Here is a 22,767-nt window from a genome sequence, read left to right on the forward strand (position 1 = left end):
AAGTTAATATGCCTATTCTTATTATACTATAATTTATCTTAATCTGACAAACTCACTCTAAATCTTTCAATATGAAGAGCTAAATATGCAATTTCCTCTTCACTTACCTTTACAGCTAAATAGTCTTGAATTATAAGTGCAACTTCTTTTGCTACCTTATATGATTCTTTATATCTAATTTTTATAACGTCTGATAAATCATTATGAATCTTTGCTTTATTCATAATTCTTTCTATTGCAAATCTAATATGAGTAATAAATCTTGTATAATCAAGAGATTTTCTATCTATAGTTAAATTTAACCTTTCTTCTATATGCTTTATAATATTTCCACTTAAATAACTATACTTTACAGTATTTGATAGTTTTCCATTGTTTAATGCTGAGTGTATATGTAGTGCAATAAATCCAACCTCTCCTTCTGGAATTGCTATATTCATTGCCTTCCCAACTCTATCGGCTACTATTTTAGCTAATTCATACTCCTTTGGATAAAAACTTTCTATCTCTGCTAAGAATGGATTTACTATCTCTTCTTTATTTTTAAGTCTTTTCACTGCAAAATGAAGGTGATCTATTAGACTTACGTGAATCTTTTCATTTAATTCACCTTCCACCTTTTTTGAAATCTCTACAATAGCTTCTTCACAAACTGCAAAAAACTCATTATCAACCTTCTCTACTATCCTTTTTAAATTCTTAGCATTACCTTCATCTTCAATAGAGAATATCTTTTCTACAAAAGTATCCTTACTTATAATTTCTCCAAACTTTTTACCAAAACCTATTCCCTTAGCAAAGATTATTTTCTCTTTACCATCCACTTTTACCAAGGCAAGGTTATTATTAAAAGCTCTAGTTATGACTGCATCTTTAGCTAATACCCTACTCATATTATCCTCTCTTTCTAAAAATAACTTTAATGAAAATACATTTTTAGACTTTATATCATCGTATATAATATCATTTTCACATTATCATGTAAACATTCAATGCTTATATATTATTATACTAAAATTTCATCAAAACAAAAAAAGCGCCAACTACCCCTAATTGATAGCTGATGCCTTTTTGTAACACGCCATTATAAACTAACCATATTAAACTATATTTAATATTATCACATTCATACACTTGAATCAATAATCACCTATATATACATTTCATTTTTCCACCAAACAAAATAATTTAATACACCTGCAAATATTAACCAAGCCATATAAGGTATAAATAAAAATCCTGCTATCTTATCTAGTTTGATAAATTTAACAAATGTAATCCCAACAAATATGAACAGAACTATCAGCTCTATAAAAGCCATTCCATATAATCTAAATGAAAAGAATATAACTGGCCACAAATAATTTAACAATAGCTGTATGATATAAAAGAACAAAGATGTTCCAATATCTTTACCACTATCTCTAATCATATATATCCTATATGACGCAAAACCCATAAGTAAATACAATATAGTCCACACAATTATAAAAACAAAACTAGGTGGTGAAAATATAGGTTTATCTAATTTCCCATATATATTTATAGAATTTCTAATAAGATATCCTATCCCCCCTCCACCTATAAGTGGTAATATTGTTAGTCCAATGAAAGGCAATATCTTAAACTTACCATTTACCTTAAATATTTTTCCCATCTAATACACCCCAAAACTCCTATATTCTATATATTATTATGTTTATATAGAAAAAATATGCTTAAAGGTATATATCTGAAAATTCCATATCTACTTTTTCTTTTATTGCAACCATCTCGTATTTATATTCTACATTTTCTTCTTCATAGGATTTAGGTAATTTAATTATAAACTCACTACCTACCTTACAGTTAGATTTAAGTTCAATCACTCCACCCTGCAATTCTAAAAGGGCTTTAACTAAGAATAAACCTAATCCACTTCCTTCTCTTTCTCTATTTAATGATTTATTAATTTTAGTAAATTTATCATATATATAAGGTTGCATGTTCTTATCTATAACATATCCATTATTACTAACATGAATTAATACTATATCGTTCTCTTCTTCAATATATATATATACTTTGCCCCCCCTTTTACCATACTTTACACTATTTGATAAAAGATTTAGCATTATCCTTTCCATCATATCCTTATCACATTCAACACAGATCTCTTCTTCAATAGAATCAAAAGTAATAGTTCCATCTATTTTTTCAAAATAGCTTGTACACTCCATAGAAATATTTTCTATAACAGACACTATATTGCAAACCTTCATATTAGGCTTTAAAAAGCCTTCAGATATCCTATTAGTATCAATAAAATTGTTAATTGTTCTTATAAGTCTTAAACAATTTTGCCTAATTATCTTATTTCTTGCCATTAGTGGTTCTATAGATTCTTCCTCTAAATTAATTTCATTTAATTGAAGTGCTGAATAAATAAGATTTATTGGAGTTCTTAACTCGTGGGATATATTAGAATAGAATTCATTTTTTAGCGCCTCTTCCTTTAGATACTCTTCATATTCTTTTCTAATCTTTCTATTGCTATTTATTTCAGTATTATCTTTTACATATAATAATCTATTATACTTATCCATTTTTAATAAATAAATTTCATACTCTTTATCATTTTTTATTATATTTTCTATTTTAATATAATCATCCAAAAGCACATTCCCATTATTATCAAAACGAAATCTTCTTCCTGGGATTAAATCTTTAAGTACATACTCTATTCTTCTTCCAGTAACATATGCATCTTCATTATACTCTAATATTTCTATCGCCCCTTTATTTATATAAGAAAGCCTATTAAAATAAAAAATTATTATTCCATCTTTTATAGTATTAATTAGTTTACCATATTTCTTTTCACTTTTTTCTATTTGTGATTTACACTCAGTAAGTAGTTTATTTCTTTCACTCAATCTTCTATTTAAATCCACTTGCTTTTTTTGTGCTTTTTCTAAATCCACCTTTATATCGTGATAAGATTTATACAATACAAACCTAGTTATAGCTGCAAACATAATACAATAAGATGAATACTTAAATATTCCAACCTCAAACCCTAAAGTAAATCTATAAAACTCATTAAAAAAACCAATTACTTGGCTTAATATTAATAATGTTAAATAAGCATAAAGATAATTCCTTTCATTAGCATTCAATCTATCTTTATTTTTATTAATAGAAATCAAGGTCATAATTGCTAATATTATTAAAATTACTATCTTCTCAAATTCTACATCACCTTCCAAATAATGTCCTTTTGTAACAAAATACATATTTAATAATAGTATTGATATACTTACTAATATATATGCTCTTACTGAATCTCTTAGATTACTTCTCTTTTTATCAAGCTCAAATGATAATATAATTAAAATATAAGATAAGCAGTATGGTGAAAATACAAAAATATCATTTATTCTTTCATTCACGCTGGCTACATCTGAATTTAATAATACAGCGTGTATAAATGAGAATATACTTAAAAAGAAGAATCCTATTCCAACGTAAAAATAATAATTAACTTTTTTATCCTTTCTTATAATGCATACTAGAAATAAAGCAGCCCCCATAGATGAGCAAAATGTTTCTATAAGGACAAGATATAGGTTATAATCACCTTTAACAAAGCAATTTAACAGTATTGAAATTAATATTGGAATAGTAACAAATAAAGATTTTTTATATTTGTTATCATTATTATTCCCTTGGTATTCTATAGCTTTAATTCTATCAAACATACTTCTAACACCTTTCTGAAACTCTATTAAATACTAAGTCAAATCTTGTTCCTTCTCCTATTTTACTATTCACAAATACATTTCCATTTTGTATTTCCATCAATCTTTTTACAACAAACATCCCAATACCTGTTCCTTTATTGGACTTTGCTTCATTATTTTTCCCCATAGAATATCTGTTGAATATATCTTTTATAAACTCTTCTTCCATTCCTATTCCATTATCTTGCACGGAAACCAATACTTTTTTATAATAGGCCCGGACATTTATTTTTATCATTCCATTATAATTACAAAACTTTATAGAATTTGAAATTAAATTCACAATTATTCTCTGCATAAAGTCTTCATCTAACTCTACATATACTTCTTCTTCATTAGTATCAAAAATCAAATCCACATTATTATTGTGAGCATAATCTACTAATGTTGCTATTATGTTCTCTATTATTTCTACTATATTTTTAACTTTTAGGTTAGCAGAAATATAGTCAGACTCTATCCTACTAGTATCTATAAGATTATTAGCTAATCTTATTAATGAAATACAGTTTTGTTTAGAAATAGTATTATATTTCTTCAATCCATCAATATTATTATTTTTTAGCAAACATTCTTCTAGCTGAGTTGCTGAGTAAATTACGTTAATAGGTGTTTTTAGATCATGGGATATATTAGATAGAAAGTCTCTTTTCAAGTTCTCTTCTAACATTTTATTTTGAATAGCTTCTTTCATTGAATCCACTTTAACTTTTGATGTAACATCATTTAATATTAATATTATTTCATCACTACTTGTACTACTATCAATTAATTCTATGTCAAAATATTTTAAATCTCCCTCATTAGATATAGACCCCCTAAGTATTCTCTTTCCTTCGCTATAATTTAAATTATTGAATTTACCTTCATCTATATTTATTACGGATGTAATTTTCTTATTTATAATACTTTTTAAAGACTTATTTTCAACATTAATAAAACTAGAATTTGCAAAAGCAATCCTTAGAGTTTCTTTATTCAAAATTATTAATGGTATAGGAACATTCTGAAAAAAGCTCTTAAAAATCTTTTCCTTTTTCATAACAATATTTTGAGAAAACTCTAATTCCTTATTCTTCTCAACTATTTTTGTATTTAAATTTCCCATCTCTGTTCCTTTTTCAAAAAGGTCTTTAAATAATATATTATAAGGAATATTAACTATATTATTCATAAGAACTAACGTATACATAACCATAATAATTACGAAAATTTCATAAACATAGATATATGTAGATTTAAAACTGCTTATAGTTATTAAAAGGAAACTTATATTTCCTGATTTTGCAATATTTAATTTGCAATTATCGATGAACTTAAAATCAGCTAAGATGAAATATGATATTATGAACAGTATTACTGCAAGAAATTTCATAATTATAAAGCTTCTTACTGTAAGTTGATTACATATAAATATGGCTATTATGAAATAGGATAACATTGTTATTTTCCTATTTTCTCTTTTACCGATATTTGTATAAACAAGTATCAATGCAAAGAAAAAACACATATACATAAATCTCTCAAAGCCTGTTTGTCCAAAAGGAATTCCCCGAAGGTATACCCTATTTTGGGGTAACAATTCTAGTAAAGCAAAAACAACTATTACTACATACAACAAACTAATTAATCTTACTATCTTTTCAGGCAATAACATTGTTGTATTTATAATTATAATTGCAGAAACTCCAGTAATTATTAGAAGTATACTATTAATCATATCCAATATATCTTTGTAATCTATAAATACAATATAAAAAAAACTATATATAAAAATCATTATTAGTAAATAACTTACAACGTTTTTTATTGGCCAATAAATAATGTCTTTCCACTTTTCATTTTCTAACAAATCATCATCCCCTTATACCCTATTTTACATTATTTTCTAAAATATGTGAAGATTTGAACTTCTTTTATTGTATATAAATTCTCCAAATGTCTAAAAATAGAAATTTCATACTTTTATAAAAGAATGTTATCAAAATACTAGTAACATATATTTTTTGACATCAAAAAAGAGATTCTTGAACTAGAATCTCTTCTTTAAAGTTTTTATTCATCTAAACAACCCTACTTGTCCACTTTAAAATATCATTTATTACATCATCTTTGTTCCATTCATTTAGCATTTCATGTCTTCCATTTCTATATAATTTATAAGAAACATCCTTTAATTTAATATCCTTATATAAATTAAATAAATTTTCTATTCCTTTCCCCCCATATCCTACCGGATCTTTATCCCCTGCAAATATATATACTGGTAAATCTCTTGGTATATTATTTAATGCTTCTTTTTCATGTATCTTCCATAATCCATTAATTAAATCATAGTAGAAGGATGAAGAACAAATAAAGCCACACTTTTCATCTGCAATATATTTATCAACTTCTTCATCAACTGAACATAACCAATCATATTGTGTCCTATTAGGTTTAAAATTGCTATTGAAATCACCAAAAGAAAGCTTATCCATAACTTTACTTATATGTTTTCTTCCATATAGTTTTATCTCACAGCCAGCAATGAACCTTCCTATTTTAGTTATCTTTTTAGGTATTCCATTTGTTCCTGAAAGTATTAATCCATCAATTTTATCGCCATAAAGTTGTATATATCTTTGACTTAAAAATGATCCCATACTATGTCCAAATAATATTAATGGTACATTAGGATATTGCATCTTTATTATATCTGTAAGCTCCTTCAAATCCTCTACCATCCAATGAAATCCATCTTCATCTGCAATATATCCTAATTCTTCTTTTGTGCATGCAGTATTTCCATGCCCTCTATGATCATTAGCATATACCACAAAACCTGCATCATTTAACTTTTCTGCAAAATAGCTATATCTTAAAGCTGTTTCTGTCATGCCATGAGCTATCTGAATAACTCCTTTTATATCTTCCTCTTTAGGTGCCCACTTATAAACATAAATATTTTTACCCTCTGAATCCATAAATCTAAACTTTTCCATAGTTATCTCTCCTAAATTGATTTATAAAAATTAAGATGAAGAAACTCTTCATCTTAATTGTTTAGTGACCTACAATTTCACTTTCTTCTAATTTTCGTGAAAACTTATCTAAAGCTTTATTTAAATATTTCTTTCCTAATACTCCAATTATTAAAAATGCTAAGAAAAATCCAGCTAAAACTATTGTATCTCTAGATAATAATTCTGGTACAACTCCTCCTACAGCTTCCCTTAAACCACCAATAGCATACTTAAATGGAAGTAATGGATGTATACTTTGGAAAAATTCTGGCATAACTTCTATTGGATATGTTCCACCAGAAGCAGCTATCTGTAATACAAGTAAAATTACAGCTAAAGCTTTACCTACATTTCTAAATAGAGAAACTAAAGTATAAACTATGGTAACAAATACAACACTTATAAAAGCTCCATATGCAACAAATAGAATTGGATGTACAACATATGCTTTTAATATAAAGATATCTCCTAAAGTTATAACCACAGATTGAAGTACTCCCATAGTTAAGAAGAATAAATATTTGCCTAAGTATTCTTCATAAGGTTTTAATTGTGTTCCATCCTCAAAATCTTTAGCATGTGTAGTAAACAATGACAATAATAGCACTGCTCCTATCCACATAGAAAGAGCTGAGAAAAATGGTGACATTCCTGACCCATAGTTTGGTATTGGGAATACCTTAGTTTCATTTACTTGTATAGGACTTGATAAGAACTTACTTTGAGCATTTGCATCTCCTGTAATTAAGTCTAATATCTTATCTATCTTCTCTTCATCATCAAGTCCTTTTATCTTTTCTACATAACCATGAAGTTTTTCTTTATAGGTAGGCATCTTCTCTTTTAAAACACCTAGCTTCTCATTACCAAGTTTAGAGCCTTCACCTATTAATGCTAAAATATCTTTTAAATCGGGTATGCTCTTTTCTGCTTCATCCATTAGCATTGAAGTATTATCTGCTATTTTAGTTAACTGAGCTATACCTGTATTTAATGCTGGCACTATTTTACCATCATAATTATCCAATATGCTTGTTAATACTGAATCTATTCTTGATACTCTTTCTTGAATATCTTTAAGTTTATCTTTAAAGGATTCATTATTACCTCCCTCAATTCCTGCATTTATTAAACCTAATACCTTATCTACCTCATCATTTATTTTTGTTAAATTTCCTATAGCGTTATCTAAGTCTTTATTATGAATTAAATTATTTATAGACTTTAATAGCTTAATTAGTGACTCTATAGAATTGTCTAGCCCTTCAATCTTACCCTTTACTGCTGTAAGGACTTCCTTTACTTTCTCAGGTGATGTATTTTCATCAATAGATTGTAATAAGCTATTTATCCCTCCTACTACATTTTCAGCAACTACTAAATCTTGCTTAATAACTGGTGATAACTGTGTTAGTGATGTTTTTGCTTTATCTAAATACTCTTTGCTTGTTCCTAATACATCTTGACTTGTATTTATAGTATCTTCGATTGTTGGCATTAATTTATTTATCTTATCTACCATTTCATCTATTGTTATAGTTCCATCATATGCCTTATTAACTAATTCTTCAATTTGTGGCATTTCCTCATCTAATTTATAAATTACATCAATTAATTTTCTTATTTCTGGCTTTGAGTTTGTTACTTCAACACCAATTTTGTTTAATACACTAAAAATAATTCCATCAACTGTCTGTACAACCTGCTCACTTACTTGGTCCTTAACAGTACCTACACCTTTATCTGTTATCTTAGGTGCTACAGAATTACTTTTTTCATTAACTGTATATTCTAATGTTGGTTCTATTATTGTATTTTCTGTTATAGATAAAAGTTTGTTTGAAAAATCCTCTGGCACTATCATACTAGCATAGTATTTTCCTGTCCTAACACCTTCTTGCGCATCTTCTCTATCTACGAACTGCCAACCTATATTTTCATTTTCTTCGAGTTTCTTAATAATCTCTTCTCCTACATTAATTTCTTTACCATCTAATGCTGCACCTATATCCTCATTAACTACAGCAATTTTTATCCCTCTTGTATTTCCATAGGGATCCCACATGGCCTTTACATTAAACCAGGCATATAGCGCTGGTAATATTATTAGTGCAATAACTACTACAAGTGCAACCCAATTTGTTGATATCTTCTTTAGATCACGTTTAAAAATCCTTAATGCATTTTTCATACTATTACCTCATCCTTTAGTTAAATTGATGAAATTATTATAACACATTTTTATGACTATTGGTCATTAATTTTAAAATGTTACAATTTCCTAACAATTTTATTCTTCTCAAATCCATAACAAAAATTCATATTCATACTTAACTTTTGGACAAAAAAGAGAAATTGCTTTGCAATTCCTCTTAATATAATATTTAATTAATAGTTCTTCTCATAGCTATTAATGCATTCAAATTATCAAATGAATATACCTGTAAAGTATTTTCATCCCCAAAAGATCCATAAATATCACTTCTAGGATTTATTACTTGAAATTCCTGAAGTCTTGATAAACAACTATTATAAAGTTCTTTATCTCCAACTTCAGCTGCTATTTGAATTACATTAGAATATATAGATGTAGATTCTATATTACTTAACGCTCTTCCATTACTTACACTATAGGTAGAATATAGCTTTTTATCATTAAGCATTCTCTCTTTTATCCAAGATACACTCTTAGATACATCTTCACCAGCATCAAGTTTATTTAATATTACTATTGTAGATAAAAGCATATCTATATCACCTTCATCATAACTACAATCTTCCCAAGTATACTCTTTTTTATATAAAGGTACACTATCACTAATATATCCACCCTCAAGTATATCTAATGATTTTTTATATACATCTTTATAATCACTATCTAGATTAGATAAAAGCTTTATAGTCTGAAGATCTAAATAACACAAAGTCGTTTTTTTACTTTTGTTATATCCATCATTAAAGTCTGATAGCAAGTCATTTTCTAATAGATCTTTTTTTATTCCCTGGGAAATATTTAAAGCCATTCTTCTATAACTCTGATCCTTCCACTTTTCTGTAGCTAATAATAAAGCTTTAATTATTCTTAGGTCATCAATAGTAGCTGATGTCAACGAAGGCTTATTCCCTTCAACTCTCCAGCTTATAACTCCACTTTCAAGAATCATGTTTTCTTTTATATATTGAAGAGTTCTATTAAAATCTTCTTTACTTCCTCTATGTAAATAGTATATAAGCATTAGCCCCTCTGATTCTGATAAGACAGAGCTTCCTTTTGTAATATCTCCATCTGAATTCTCTTCTGTATAGTTTGTTTTTATTCCACCTTTTTCATCAGTTAATTTATCATTAACAAAATCTAATAATATTTGCTCTCGCTCAGACACCACATTTTCTGACCATACAACCCCACTATTTATTGGTAATAAATACGGCTTAAAATAATACATTCCAAATCCAACTAAAACAACCAATGCTATTAAAACTACTACTGTATTCTTTTTCCTCATATTGCCCCCTATATAATCTATTCATATATTGCCTTATATATTTTGTAATATGAATTTACCCTATCCACATACTTTTTTGTTTCTTTAAACGGTATATAATCTAAGGTCTTACCATCTTTTGAATACTCCTCGTTATTTAACCACTTGTTTACATTTCCTCTCCCTGCATTATAAGCTGCAATATAATTATCTAGTACTCCAAACTCAGTTCTTAAATTATCTAAGTACCAACATCCCATCATTATACTATAATCTTCATCATACAACTTACTTCTATCATAATCCTCAAGTCCCATTTGTATTGCTATCCAATCTGCTGTATCTCCTGTAATTTGCATTAACCCAATAGCACCTTTATGTGATTCAGCATCAGCTTTAAATTTACTCTCTGCCTTAATTACTGCTAATACTAGATATGGATCCAAATTATATTCTTCTGAGTACTTAACAATTGCTTCTTTATGCTTAAAAGGAAATAAATATGTCTTCAATACGAATTCTCCACTAAAATAAACTGCTACTATTACCACTAATATTATAATTAATCTTTTAAGCTTCATTCTTACTCCCTCGATATTATATTATTTTTAAGAATTTAACTAGCTCATCTACCTGATTCTTAGTTTTTACTAACTCTCCATTATTATCAATAAGTATATTGGCATACTTTTTCTTTTCTTCTATTGGCATTTGAGCATTAATTCTACTTATGGCATCATTATTCGAAAGCTTATCTCTTGTTTTTACTCTTTGAACCTGAGTTGTATTATCTGCCCAAACTAAAATTACATAATCCATATCTTCATGAAGATTATTTTCAATTAAAGTTGGTGCATCCAGTATTACTAAACTAACACCATTTTGCTCGTATCTTTCAAAGGCCAAGTTAATTTCTTTCTTTATATATGGAATTATTATATTTTCATATTTAACTCTTAATTTAGGAAATCTAAAAATGTGGTTTCCAAACTCTTTTCTTCTAAATTCCCCTCTCCAATCGAAAAAACCTTCACCAAATTCTATTCTTACCTTATCTAATATTTCGGGATATTGTATTAGTACTTGCCTTGCTACTAAATCTGCATCTAGCACTTTAAAACCTGATGCTATAAGCATTCTAGACACAGTACTTTTTCCTGTACCTATCCCACCAGTAAGCCCTATCTTCAACATTTTCTATGCCCCCTTACTTAGCTTCATACCAAGTGTGACCTTCATTTACATCTACCTCCATAGGTACATGTAACTTAACTGCGTTCTCCATCTCATCTTTAACTAGTTTTCTTACTATTTCTTCTTCTTCTGGCTTTACATTAAGAATAAGTTCATCGTGAACCTGTAAAATCAGTTTACTCTTTAGTTTTTCCTCTCTCAGCCTATTATATACGTTAACCATAGCTATCTTTATAATATCTGCTGCACTTCCTTGAATTGGAGCATTCATAGCTAATCTTTCTCCAAGAGCTTTTACGATTTTATTAGAAGACTTTATTTCTGGTATGAATCTTCTTCTATTTAATATTGTTAAAACAAATCCCTCTTCTTTAGCTTTACTAACAATCTCTTCTAAATATGACTTAATCTTAGGATATCTTTCAAAATAAATATCCATATACTCTCCTGCCTCTTTCTTAGTTATCTTTAAATCTTGTGCAAGAGAAAAATCACTAATTCCATAAACAATACCAAAGTTAACTGCTTTTGCTCTACTTCTCATAAGTGATGTAACTTCTTCAACTGGTACATTAAATACCTCAGAAGCAGTCTTTCTATGAATATCACTATGATGCTTAAATGCATCAATCATATTTTCATCATTAGACATATGAGCTAAAACTCTTAATTCAATTTGAGAATAATCGCATGAAAGTAGGGTATCATTACTTCCTTCTGGAATAAAGACTTTTCTTATCTCTCTTCCCATTTCATATTTAATAGGAATATTTTGAAGATTAGGTTCTGTACTTGATAATCTTCCTGTTGTCGTTACTAATTGATTAAAACTTGAATGTATTTTACCATCTTCATCTATTACATTTTGAAGCCCTTCTACATAGGTAGAATTCAACTTTGTTATTTGTCTGTAATAAATAATTTTTGGTATTATTTCATGTTTATCTGATAATTTTTCTAATACCTCTGCATTAGTTGAATATCCTGTCTTAGTTTTCTTAATAACAGGTAAATCCATCTTTTCAAATAGTATTTTTCCTAATTGCTTAGGAGAATTTATATTAAATTCCTCTTCTGCAAGTTCATAAATTTCTTTTTGAGTTCTATCTATTTCTTCTCTAAACTTTATTTGAAGATCCTTAAGCATATTATGGTCTATATTAAAGCCTTCCTTTTCCATAGCTGACAAAACATATACAAGTGGAAGTTCCACTTTATAATAAAGCTCTTCCATCTTATCATCTTCTATCCTACCCTTAAGTTCAGTATATAACTCATCTAGATATGACGCCAATTTTGCTTCAATCTCTTCAGCTGTTCCCTTTGGATCTTCTCCTAAATACTCATTAACTAATGTATTTAAATTATATTCACCTTTAGATGAATCTATTATATAAGCGGCTATAGCAGTGTCGAACTCTAATCCCTTAAGCTCTATATTGTGCTTGCTTAAAATTGTAATTAAGTTCTTACAGTTATGGATAACCTTCTTTACCTTATCATTTTCCATAAAAGCCTTAATTATATTTAATGCCTCTTCTTTATTCTCTAAATAAATATCATTAAGTAAAATTTCACTTACACTACCTTTAACACCAATAAACATCTTATTTACTTCTATCTTTGAGTATAAAGATGAATCAAATGTATTATAAGATATATATACCTTCTCATTGCATGAAGCTAATAATTTCTTTAATTCTTCTATAGTAGCTACTTTGCTTATTAGTGTACTATCTTCCTTTTCTTCATCAGAATCTATTCCAAGTTTTGAAACTAATGATTTCATCTGTAACTTAAATAGATACTTCTTAAGCTTCTCCCTATCATAACCATCTTTGTTTTTTATATCTTTAAGACTTATATCTATAGGAACCTCTGTCATTATAGTAGCTAGCTTTTTTGAAAATATTGCTTGCTCACTATATGTAGTTAAGTTTTCCTTTAATTTTTTACCACTAATTTCATCAATATTACTTAATACACCTTCAACTGATCCATATGTCTGAATAAGTTTAAATGCAGTTTTCTCTCCAACACCTGGAACTCCTGGTATATTATCAGACTTATCTCCCATAAGCCCTTTTACATCTATAAATTGAGTTGGAGTCACTCCAAATTCATCTATAAATGCCTTTTCATTATATACAGCAGTTTCACTAACACCCTTTTTAGTTATTACTACATTTGTGTGTTCTGATGCTAATTGAAGAGCATCCTTATCTCCAGTAACTATAAAGCTTTCAATATTATTTTTCTCTGATAGTCTTGAAACTGTACCTATGATATCATCTGCTTCAAACCCATCAATCTCATATATATTAATTCCCATAAGAGTTAATAACTCTTTTATTATAGGAAACTGCTCTGCAAGTTCAGGCGGCATTTTTTTTCTACCAGATTTATAATCTTCATACTCTTTATGTCTAAATGTAGGTGCTTTCTTATCAAAAGCAGCAACTATATAGTCTGGTTTAATCTCCTCTTGCATCTTAAATAACATATTTGTAAACCCATATATTGCATTTGTATGAACACCCTCACTATTCGTTAAAGGAGGTAGTGCATAAAAGGCCCTATTCATAAGGGAGTTAGAATCTAAAATTAATATCTTTTCCATATTTTCCTCCAATTCAATAATAGCCTGCTATCTATAGCAGGCTACTATATTTATCCATAGAATAATTATACTATTATTCTAATTTAAAATCATTATACATTTATAAAACTCCCCAAAAAACTCTAGATTAATTCAATACAACTAAAAGATACTTAAATCTAGTTCTTCCGACAAATCTTTTAATACATGTATACCAGCTAAACTATTCCCTTTCTTATCTAAAGCAGGGCCGTACACTCCAATACCCATTCTTCTAGGAACAGTAGCTAATATACCTCCCCCTACTCCACTTTTTGCAGGTATACCAATATGAACTGCAAATTCTCCTGATGCATCATACATTCCACAAGTAACCATTATAGTCTTAACTATTCTACAAGTTTCTCTAGACATCAATCTTTCACCATTCCATGGTGTTACACCATCATTTGCTAGAACTGATCCAAACATAGCTAAATCAATTGCATTTGCTTCTATTGAACATTGTCTAAAATATAATTCTAAAATTTCTTCTACATCACCTTGAAGCATTCCATTGCTTTTCATAAAATATGCTAAAGCCCTATTTCTATCACCAGTTCTTCTTTCAGAAACATAAACTTCTTCATTAATTGAAATATTCGGATTATTTGTTGCTTTTCTCATAAACTTAATTATTCTTTCAAGCTTATCCTCCCCATCTTCTCCATAAATTAATGAGGTTGTAGCTATAGCACCTGCATTAATCATGGGATTGTATGGTCTTTTTTTATCCTTTGTTTCTAAATTCACTATACTATTAAAACCATCGCCAGTAGGCTCCACATCTACTCTCTTAAATACATTTGTTCTTCCATTATCTCCAAGGGCTAAAATCAAACTTACCACTTTAGAAATACTCTGTATTGTAAAGTTCTTTTCACACTGTCCTGCATAATACTTTCTTCCTTCTACATCTACTATAGCAACCCCTAAATCATTAGGATTAGCTTCAAGCAATGCTGGTATATAAGACGCTAACTGTCCATCATTTCCATATTTTTTGTTTTTTTCTACTAGTGTTTCAAGTAACTTAAACACATAAACACCCCATTTTCTTTTGTTCTATGATTTTTAATTATATTACTTTACTTTTCTTCATACAAGAAAAAAACTCGCAAAAGCGAGTTTTTTTATAAATCATCATTATATTTAAATTTAATTATTTTCACCTTCATTTGTAGCTGTTTCATCAACTACAACTTCTTCATTTACATACTCTATATTTTGAAATTTTGCTTCTGCTTCCTTAGCAGCTTTCTCTGCTTGTTCTGCTGCTACTTTAGCTTCAGCAATTGCCTTTGCAGCTGCCATTTTAGCTGCTTGTGCTTCTTCCTTAGCTTTTTTAGCCGCTTCTTTAGCTTTCTTAGCTTCAGCTTTTGCCTTTATTTTCGCTTCTTCATCTGCTCTAGATTTAGAGTTCTTCTCGATATTGCTCCTGTACCTTTCCAACTCTTCTTCTAATCTTTCTACAAAATATATAAATCTTTTTCTTACTCTTCCTTTAAACAAAACTGATTGAACTAATGTATTAAACCAAGGGAAAATACCTGGTTTCTCATCTTCTTCTATTAATGTAAGTCGTGTAGTATTTTCATCTATCACTTCAAACTCATATGTAGATGTATATTTAACACTTCCATTAGTGCTTACAATTTGATATAACTCATTTTTTACAAATCCAGTTATCTCAACTTCCATAGTTGTAGCCCCTGCAGAGTATGCCCCTACCTTTTTATTTACCTTACATCCAACTGGATTCTCTTCATTAAATCTTGGGAAGTCTCTTTTTGCTGTTCTTATAAATAACTTGAATACTTCTTCTACTGGATAACTTAATTCCACTGAATTTGAAAAGGCCATATAATTCCCATCCTTTCATAAATACAATATGCATTTATTATAACTTATAAAGAATGCATAAGCCAAGGGCTTATGCATTCAAATTTAAATATTTACTTAAAACTCATTCTTAAGCTTGTTCAGAATCTCCCATTCTGTTTGCAGCTATAACGAATGGTGTCCAAATTACAACTGAAAGTACTAATAATGCTGCTGCAAGGATTGCTGCCTTAAAATCACCAGCAGTTCCGAAGAATGCAGAGATTATTGGTGGAGTTGTCCATGGTAACTCAACACATAAGTAGTTAGCAAACTTAATCTTTTCTGTAAATACCCAAGCTATTGCTAAACATATTGGTGGAGTTATGATAAATGGAACAAAATAAGTAGCATTTAATACGATTGGTAAACCAAAGATAACTGGTTCGTTAATTTGGAATATACCAGGTGCAATTGCTATTTTAGCTAATTCTTTAGCTTCTTGTCTCTTAGAGAATATGAATATAGCAATTATTAAAGCTAACGTACACCCTGACCCACCTGGTTGAGCGTAAACGTCAACGAAGTTTCTAGTTAATGCATATATAGGTTCTTTACCTTGAGCAACTGCATTTACGTTGTCAAGTAAAGCTGTCTTATACATAGTATTTAATGCAGGATCTACCATGTTTGAACCGTGTAAACCACAGAACCATAGTAATTGAGCAATAAATATTAAGAAGATATAAGTGAATGGAGATTGTCCAAGTGCCATCATTGGCTTTTGAACTACTTCTAACATCCAATCAACAAATGGTGTCTTAACAGCTTGTGCGAATATTTCAGCTATAATACCGAAAATAACTAATGTTAATCCTCCTGGAACTACAGCAGCGAATGCTTTTGATACTGCTGGTGGCACTTGTTCTGGCATCTTAATAACCCATCCCTTCTTAGTGAAGGTAACGAATAATTGAGCTGCTACTAAACCAACTAACATTGCTGAGAACATAGCATTTGATCCTAATTGACCAACTGGCATTAATCCCCATGCACCTTCTGTAAAAGTACCATCTTCTGCTTTTGAAAATACACCCATAGCTGTTTGTGGGAATATTGTGAACCAAGATGCTAAAGCTATTAAAGCTGCACCTATTCCATCCATTTCATTTGACTTAGCTAATGAATAAGCTACACCTAATAATATAAATATTGATAAAATTGCTGAAGTACCAAACCAAATATCCCCCATCACTGGAATTGCATATTTTTGTAGAATTGGTTGTACTGATTCATGATATGCGTCAATCTTGTTTAAGTATTGACCTACAAATGAAGTTTCATTAAAGAAAACGTTATTCATCATTGATGCTAATGCACCTGTCATTGATACTGTAAGAGAAGTAATGAAACCATCCCTAATAGCAATCAAGTGTTTTTGTCCACCGATGAATGACGCTACTGGCATTAGATATTTTTCTAATGCTGCTGAAATTTTGTCCATCATTTTTTTGTTCCCCCCTAATAATAATTTAATTTTAATAAATTTATATGAATGTTTCTATACTTTAAAAAACCTTGTGCCTCAGATTTTTTAATATATACAAACATACAAAGCTAAATTATGCTTGTCCATTGTAAACCTTATCTTAAAAGAAATCATATTTTTATAATATATTTATTAACTTTACATCTAAAATAGAACTCTAAACCGTTTCTTCTAAATATATATTATTTTTACTAAAAGCAAATAACCAATGAAATATATATTTAAATCCCTTTAAGTTACTCCCACAACTTAATCTTAATGTTTTCTTAGGCTCTATATTAACTATTTTGGTTGGACTCTTTGTCCCCATTACTTGAATATACATTTCATGTTGTCCAACTGGCAAAGAAATAACTTTTCTTTTATTGTTTTTTATGTTATTTACCTCTTTGCCATCTATAATAATCTTGAACTCTTGAGAACTGTATAACTCATGGTAATCTCTAGTTATCAAGATTTCTCCCATATTCTCACCTTTTTCTTAAATATATTAAACTATATATTTTTCAACATCAGGCATAAACTTTTCTACTCTCTTTAAACCAAAATCTGCAGGTTTAATAACTATATATGGAGTATTTTTAGATTCTAAAGTTGATTTTATTTGAGCTTCTACCAAAACTACTTCTGGAGAAATAATTGCCACTTTAACATCTCCACCTTCTATAACATCTAAATACTCTTTATCATTTGCATAAATCCATTCTATAGGAAGATTATTTTTCTTTGTATAATCATCCATAAACCTTTCAAAGGATTTTGATTGTCCTGTTCCCTTACAAATTACTAAAACCTTATTCATTCCCTTTAGTTCCCCCTGTTACCTTTAAACTAAATCTCTTAATAATATATTTTATTAAATAAAATAACAAAGTATTCAACCACGTATGTAAGTTTATTGTATACAAAACAAATATTAAGTTTTGTTATCATTTACATAGTAACACAATTTTCCTCATTTGTATATACCTTTAAGTTTTTTATTTGTAATATCTTTCTATATATATATACATTTATCCAAATATATATTACCAAATAAATATCACAATCATATTTTATACGATTTTTCTCTAAATGTAAACATTTTTATTATATAATTTGTAAGTTTTTTGTATATTGTATTTTTTATATAGAAATTCTACTTACATTCATTTATTCTATTATTTAGAAACTGTAAGTGTTTTAGTATTTACGAAAGAGAGGTGTTTTATGAATATACCTAACTTCAAATAAAATAACAGAGTATAATGTAAAAATACTTCAGATATCTAATCTACACTGTAAGTCTTTCGGAAAAATCAGCACACCCTACTAGACAAAACAGAAAATAAGATGGACGAACTAATAAAAAAAACTACAACAACTCTTGCATGCTAGTAAATGAATTGACTGATAAATCTCCTACCTATTATCTAACTAAAAATCATGAATGTTATGGTAACTATGCTAAATAAATAAAAGAAGAGCTTTCATCTTTAGACTTAATATTCTTATACAATTAAAGTTCTCATACAAATATAAAAAATATATCCATTAGTATTTGCAGAATTGATGATAATTACTCTTATAATTCTAAAAGCATACTTAAATTTTTAACCTTCAATATAAAAGATTCCCACATTAACATTCTAGTTCAGAGACCTGAATACTTTAACCAACACTCAAATTATAATGCATTTTCAATTTAGGCTATTTAATAATCATGAGTTAGTAGTTCTAGAAATCTCAAGCAAATTAAAATTTTATAATTTCCTTATATAGTAAAAAACATCAAGTTATATTTATATATTGTTATATTCTTAAGTTCTTATATTTATATATTAGTTTGCTAATGACTTTATTTGAATATATTAAAAACATAAAAACGAAACTACCGAGGTAGTTTCGTTTTTATATTATAATCTTTCTCTTATAGATTTAATAAACTCTTCACTATTAACAGCCTTAACATTTTCCATTGAGGCTAGTGAAGCTAAATCTTTTGTCATTATACCTTCTTCTATTGTTTGTATAGATGCTTTTTCTAACTTATCAGCAAAATCCATAAGTTCTTTATTCCCATCAAGCTCTCCACGCTTTCTTAAAGCGCCAGACCAAGCAAATATAGTTGCCATTGAATTTGTTGAAGTTTCTTCACCTTTTAAATGTTTATAATAATGCCTTTGAACAGTTCCATGAGCTGCTTCATACTCATAATTTCCTTCTGGAGAAACTAATACTGAAGTCATCATAGCTAATGATCCAAAAGCAGTAGCAACCATATCACTCATTACATCTCCATCATAATTCTTACAAGCCCATATCATCCCGCCTTCCGACTTAACTACTCTTGCAACAGCATCATCTATTAATGTATAGAAATATTCTATACCAACTTCATAAAACTTATTTTTGTATTCCTTATCAAATATTTCTTGGAATATATCCTTAAATGTGTGATCATATTTTTTTGAAATAGTATCTTTAGTGGCAAACCATAAATCTTGCTTTGTATCTAATGCAAAATTAAAACAACTTCTTGCAAAACTTTCAATAGATTTGTCTAAGTTGTGCATTCCTAAAACCACACCTGCTCCATCAAAGTTATGAATTAATTCTCTTTTTTCTTTCCCATCTTCAGATGTAAAAACAAGCTCACACTTTCCTTTTCCTTCTATCTTCATTTCAACATCCCTATATATATCACCATAAGCATGTCTTGCAATTGTAATTGGCTTCTTCCAATTTCTAACGTATGGCTTAATAGGATCTACTATTATTGGAGCCCTAAATACTGTACCGTCCAATATTGCCCTAATTGTACCATTTGGGCTCTTCCACATTTCTTTTAAATCATATTCCTTCATTCTTGCAGCATTAGGTGTTATTGTTGCACACTTAACACCAACCCCATATTTTTTAATAGCATTAGCTGCATCAATTGTAACTTGATCATTAGTGGCATTTCTATATTCAAGCCCTAAATCATAATACTCTGTCTTTAAATCAACAAAAGGAATTATTAATTCATCCTTTATCATGCCCCAAAGGATTCTAGTCATTTCATCTCCATCCATTTCAACCAATGGAGTTGTCATTTTTACTTTCGCCATCATTTTGCCCCCTTTTAAATTAAAACTTTCATTTTATAGCAATATTATACATTACATACACTTTAATAGCAATTAAAATGAAATTATGATTTCTTGAAACTTCATTTTATTAAATCCGAAAATTAATTTAGAATAATCAAAAAGAGAAATCACATAATAATTTCTCTTCTTACTTTTAACTATTCTATTGCATCTTGCATGGTTAATTTTTGGAACAGTAGATTAAACAAATTGTAAAGGACAAACCCAATCACTGAGGTAGCAATAAATAATTCTACAACTCCAATTCCTTCAAACAAATGCGCTAAAGTTGCATTTACAGTCAAGAAATACATACTAATTTTAAAAGTTGCAAGTGTTGTTGCTGCTAACGGAAAGGTTAAACTTGCAAAACCTGCATTAAACTTCTCTTTTAAGCATTTAGGAATTTGAACATAAGAATATAAGGTTATAGAGAATACTATCACTGCCATTAACCCTACAAAATTTCTATTGTAATTTGTAAACACTGTTAAATAACTTATTATTACCAAACTAGGTGGTGCTGCCATAATAACTACTGTAGGATATATTTGCTTTTCGATATCCCCCTTATACAATCTGTATATCATAAAAGGTAATATAAAAAAATATGTTGTTGTACCCCAATAGAAAATAACTTTAGTTAATATAGGTGCATTCATTCCTGTACTACTTACACAAGCTACAAGACTTCCTACAAAAGGAATAAAAAAACTAGGCACAAAAGTATTAAAATTAAAATTCTTTATCAAGTGTTTATAAATAGCTATAATTGAAATCACACTATAAATTACAATACCAAAAAGCCACATTGTCTTACCTAATATATAACTAAACTTTAAATAGTAGTTACCTAAAATCATAATTAACATACCAAATGTAGGAAAGACACTTGCCAGTACTGGCAAATCTAATTCTTTCTTTACTGTTTTAGGATAAAAAAACAATTTAAGTAATGCAAACAAAGCCACTATTGCTGCCATGTTCATAAATATATCCTTTAAAAAAGTTAACTCTCTTAAAGCAAATATATTAGATAGTGTTGTTGCTCCAACTGATGTTGCAACTGCTCCTATTGGCAGATTATCATGAACACTTTTAAAATTTTTAATAAATGTATTCTTATCTATCATAGTATTCCTCCTGATGATTAATAACTTTCTGTAGTCTCTTTCGTTGCCTTTAGTATACTACCGAAACATTCAAAAGGTAAAATACTTAAATTTGATATATTTCATAGGTTTTTACTTATTAATAAATTTTATAAACTCTTTCATATTGTTGTTCATAAACTTATCCTTATGTATTATAAGCATAAGTTCTCTGTTTATATTTCCACAATCCATTCTTAAAGTCTTTAGTTCACCTTTTTCAACTTTATCTTCTAAACATCTTTTAGAAATACAACCTACTCCTAAATTAGCTTCTACGCTTTTCTTTATAGCCTCTGTATTTCCAAGTTCCATAAAGATTCTATAATCTATATTCTTTTCTAAAAAGAAACTTTCAACAATTTCTCTAGTACCGCTACCAAACTCTCTCATTATTAACTTTTCTTTTTTAAGTTCTTTAGGAGTTATAATTCCCTTATCTCCTAGAGGATGTTTGGCACTAGTTATAAATACAATTTCATCCTTCCATACTGGAACCTTATTTATTTCTTCAGATATTATCCTACCTTCTACAAAAGCAAAATCCACTTTATTCTCTAGAATTAGCTTTTCTATATTTGTAGTATTTTCTATTATTAAAGAAATTTCAATTCCTTTATGCTCCTCAACAAACTCCTTTAATATATCAGGAAGAATATATGTACCTATTGTTGTACTAGCTCCTATTTTTATTTTTCCCTTTTCTTGATTAGTTATCTCATTAACTTTTTCAGTTGCCTCCTCATATAAATTAAGAATTCTTCTCACATAATTAAGACAAACTTCTCCTTCATTTGTTAAATAAATTCTTTTACCTATTCTATCAAATAATCTTGCACCTATCTCCTCCTCAAACTCATGAATTGCTTGACTTACAGATGGTTGACTTATGTATAGTTCCTTTGCTACCTTGGTCATATTTAAACTAGTTGCTGTTGCATAAAAAATTTTTAATTTTCTTATATTCATATGAATTTCCCCTTTTAATACTAATGAAACTCAAAAAAGGATGGCTATTTAAACCATCCC

The 22,767-nt window shown here is 28.6% G+C and carries 18 protein-coding genes; all 18 read right to left on the minus strand.

Annotated features, from left to right (window positions below):
- Window positions 1-38 precede the first annotated feature (38 nt).
- A complete protein-coding gene (locus I4V16_RS14020; protein WP_099313885.1) occupies window positions 39-893 on the minus strand; it encodes a PRD domain-containing protein in 855 nt (284 codons plus the stop codon).
- A gap of 257 nt (window positions 894-1,150) precedes the next feature.
- Window positions 1,151-1,657, minus strand: a complete 507-nt coding sequence (locus I4V16_RS14025; RefSeq protein ID WP_049179260.1) for a TspO/MBR family protein — start codon at window positions 1,655-1,657, stop codon at window positions 1,151-1,153.
- Window positions 1,658-1,718: 61 nt separating this feature from the next.
- A complete protein-coding gene (locus I4V16_RS14030) occupies window positions 1,719-3,740 on the minus strand; it encodes a HAMP domain-containing sensor histidine kinase (RefSeq protein ID WP_049179261.1) in 2,022 nt (673 codons plus the stop codon).
- A 4-nt stretch (window positions 3,741-3,744) separates the two neighbouring features.
- The gene (locus I4V16_RS14035) at window positions 3,745-5,634 is read right to left on the minus strand and encodes a HAMP domain-containing sensor histidine kinase (protein ID WP_099313886.1); all 1,890 of its coding nucleotides are present in this window, start codon (window positions 5,632-5,634) and stop codon (window positions 3,745-3,747) included.
- Window positions 5,635-5,845: 211 nt separating this feature from the next.
- Window positions 5,846-6,766 carry an alpha/beta hydrolase gene (locus I4V16_RS14040; RefSeq protein WP_049179263.1) on the minus strand — a complete coding sequence of 307 codons (921 nt, stop codon included), beginning with the start codon at window positions 6,764-6,766 and terminating at the stop codon, window positions 5,846-5,848.
- Between the two features lie 61 nt (window positions 6,767-6,827).
- The gene (locus tag I4V16_RS14045) at window positions 6,828-8,978 is read right to left on the minus strand and encodes a YhgE/Pip domain-containing protein (protein ID WP_049179264.1); all 2,151 of its coding nucleotides are present in this window, start codon (window positions 8,976-8,978) and stop codon (window positions 6,828-6,830) included.
- Between the two features lie 193 nt (window positions 8,979-9,171).
- Window positions 9,172-10,293, minus strand: a complete 1,122-nt coding sequence (locus I4V16_RS14050; protein ID WP_099313887.1) for a glycosyl hydrolase family 8 — start codon at window positions 10,291-10,293, stop codon at window positions 9,172-9,174.
- Window positions 10,294-10,310: 17 nt separating this feature from the next.
- Window positions 10,311-10,853: a lytic transglycosylase domain-containing protein gene (locus tag I4V16_RS14055; RefSeq protein ID WP_049179266.1), complete on the minus strand. Its 543-nt coding sequence runs from the start codon at window positions 10,851-10,853 to the stop codon at window positions 10,311-10,313.
- Window positions 10,854-10,869: 16 nt separating this feature from the next.
- Window positions 10,870-11,466, minus strand: coding sequence for a dephospho-CoA kinase (coaE, locus tag I4V16_RS14060; protein WP_027098247.1), 597 nt, complete (start codon window positions 11,464-11,466; stop codon window positions 10,870-10,872).
- A gap of 13 nt (window positions 11,467-11,479) precedes the next feature.
- Window positions 11,480-14,086 (minus strand): DNA polymerase I, encoded by a 2,607-nt coding sequence (polA, locus tag I4V16_RS14065; RefSeq protein WP_099313888.1) that lies wholly within the window; start codon window positions 14,084-14,086, stop codon window positions 11,480-11,482.
- 141 nt (window positions 14,087-14,227) lie between these two features.
- Entirely contained in the window at window positions 14,228-15,145 is a 918-nt protein-coding gene (gene glsA, locus I4V16_RS14070; protein ID WP_027098249.1) for a glutaminase A, read from the minus strand.
- Between the two features lie 117 nt (window positions 15,146-15,262).
- The gene (locus tag I4V16_RS14075) at window positions 15,263-15,967 is read right to left on the minus strand and encodes a DUF3284 domain-containing protein (protein WP_099313889.1); all 705 of its coding nucleotides are present in this window, start codon (window positions 15,965-15,967) and stop codon (window positions 15,263-15,265) included.
- Between the two features lie 109 nt (window positions 15,968-16,076).
- Window positions 16,077-17,432, minus strand: a complete 1,356-nt coding sequence (locus tag I4V16_RS14080; RefSeq protein WP_049179270.1) for a PTS transporter subunit EIIC — start codon at window positions 17,430-17,432, stop codon at window positions 16,077-16,079.
- Window positions 17,433-17,631: 199 nt separating this feature from the next.
- A complete protein-coding gene (locus tag I4V16_RS14085; protein ID WP_099313890.1) occupies window positions 17,632-17,940 on the minus strand; it encodes a hypothetical protein in 309 nt (102 codons plus the stop codon).
- A gap of 24 nt (window positions 17,941-17,964) precedes the next feature.
- The gene (locus tag I4V16_RS14090; RefSeq protein WP_027098253.1) at window positions 17,965-18,276 is read right to left on the minus strand and encodes a hypothetical protein; all 312 of its coding nucleotides are present in this window, start codon (window positions 18,274-18,276) and stop codon (window positions 17,965-17,967) included.
- A gap of 1,093 nt (window positions 18,277-19,369) precedes the next feature.
- A complete protein-coding gene (locus I4V16_RS14095; RefSeq protein WP_195963262.1) occupies window positions 19,370-20,566 on the minus strand; it encodes an NADP-dependent isocitrate dehydrogenase in 1,197 nt (398 codons plus the stop codon).
- 179 nt (window positions 20,567-20,745) lie between these two features.
- Window positions 20,746-21,720 (minus strand): TDT family transporter, encoded by a 975-nt coding sequence (locus I4V16_RS14100; protein ID WP_195963261.1) that lies wholly within the window; start codon window positions 21,718-21,720, stop codon window positions 20,746-20,748.
- Between the two features lie 111 nt (window positions 21,721-21,831).
- Window positions 21,832-22,707, minus strand: a complete 876-nt coding sequence (locus I4V16_RS14105; RefSeq protein WP_049178379.1) for a LysR family transcriptional regulator — start codon at window positions 22,705-22,707, stop codon at window positions 21,832-21,834.
- Window positions 22,708-22,767 lie beyond the last annotated feature (60 nt).

The organism is Clostridium sp. 1001283B150210_160208_E6 (assembly GCF_015669365.1).
GTDB classification, from domain to species: Bacteria; Bacillota; Clostridia; order Clostridiales; family Clostridiaceae; genus Clostridium; species Clostridium paraputrificum.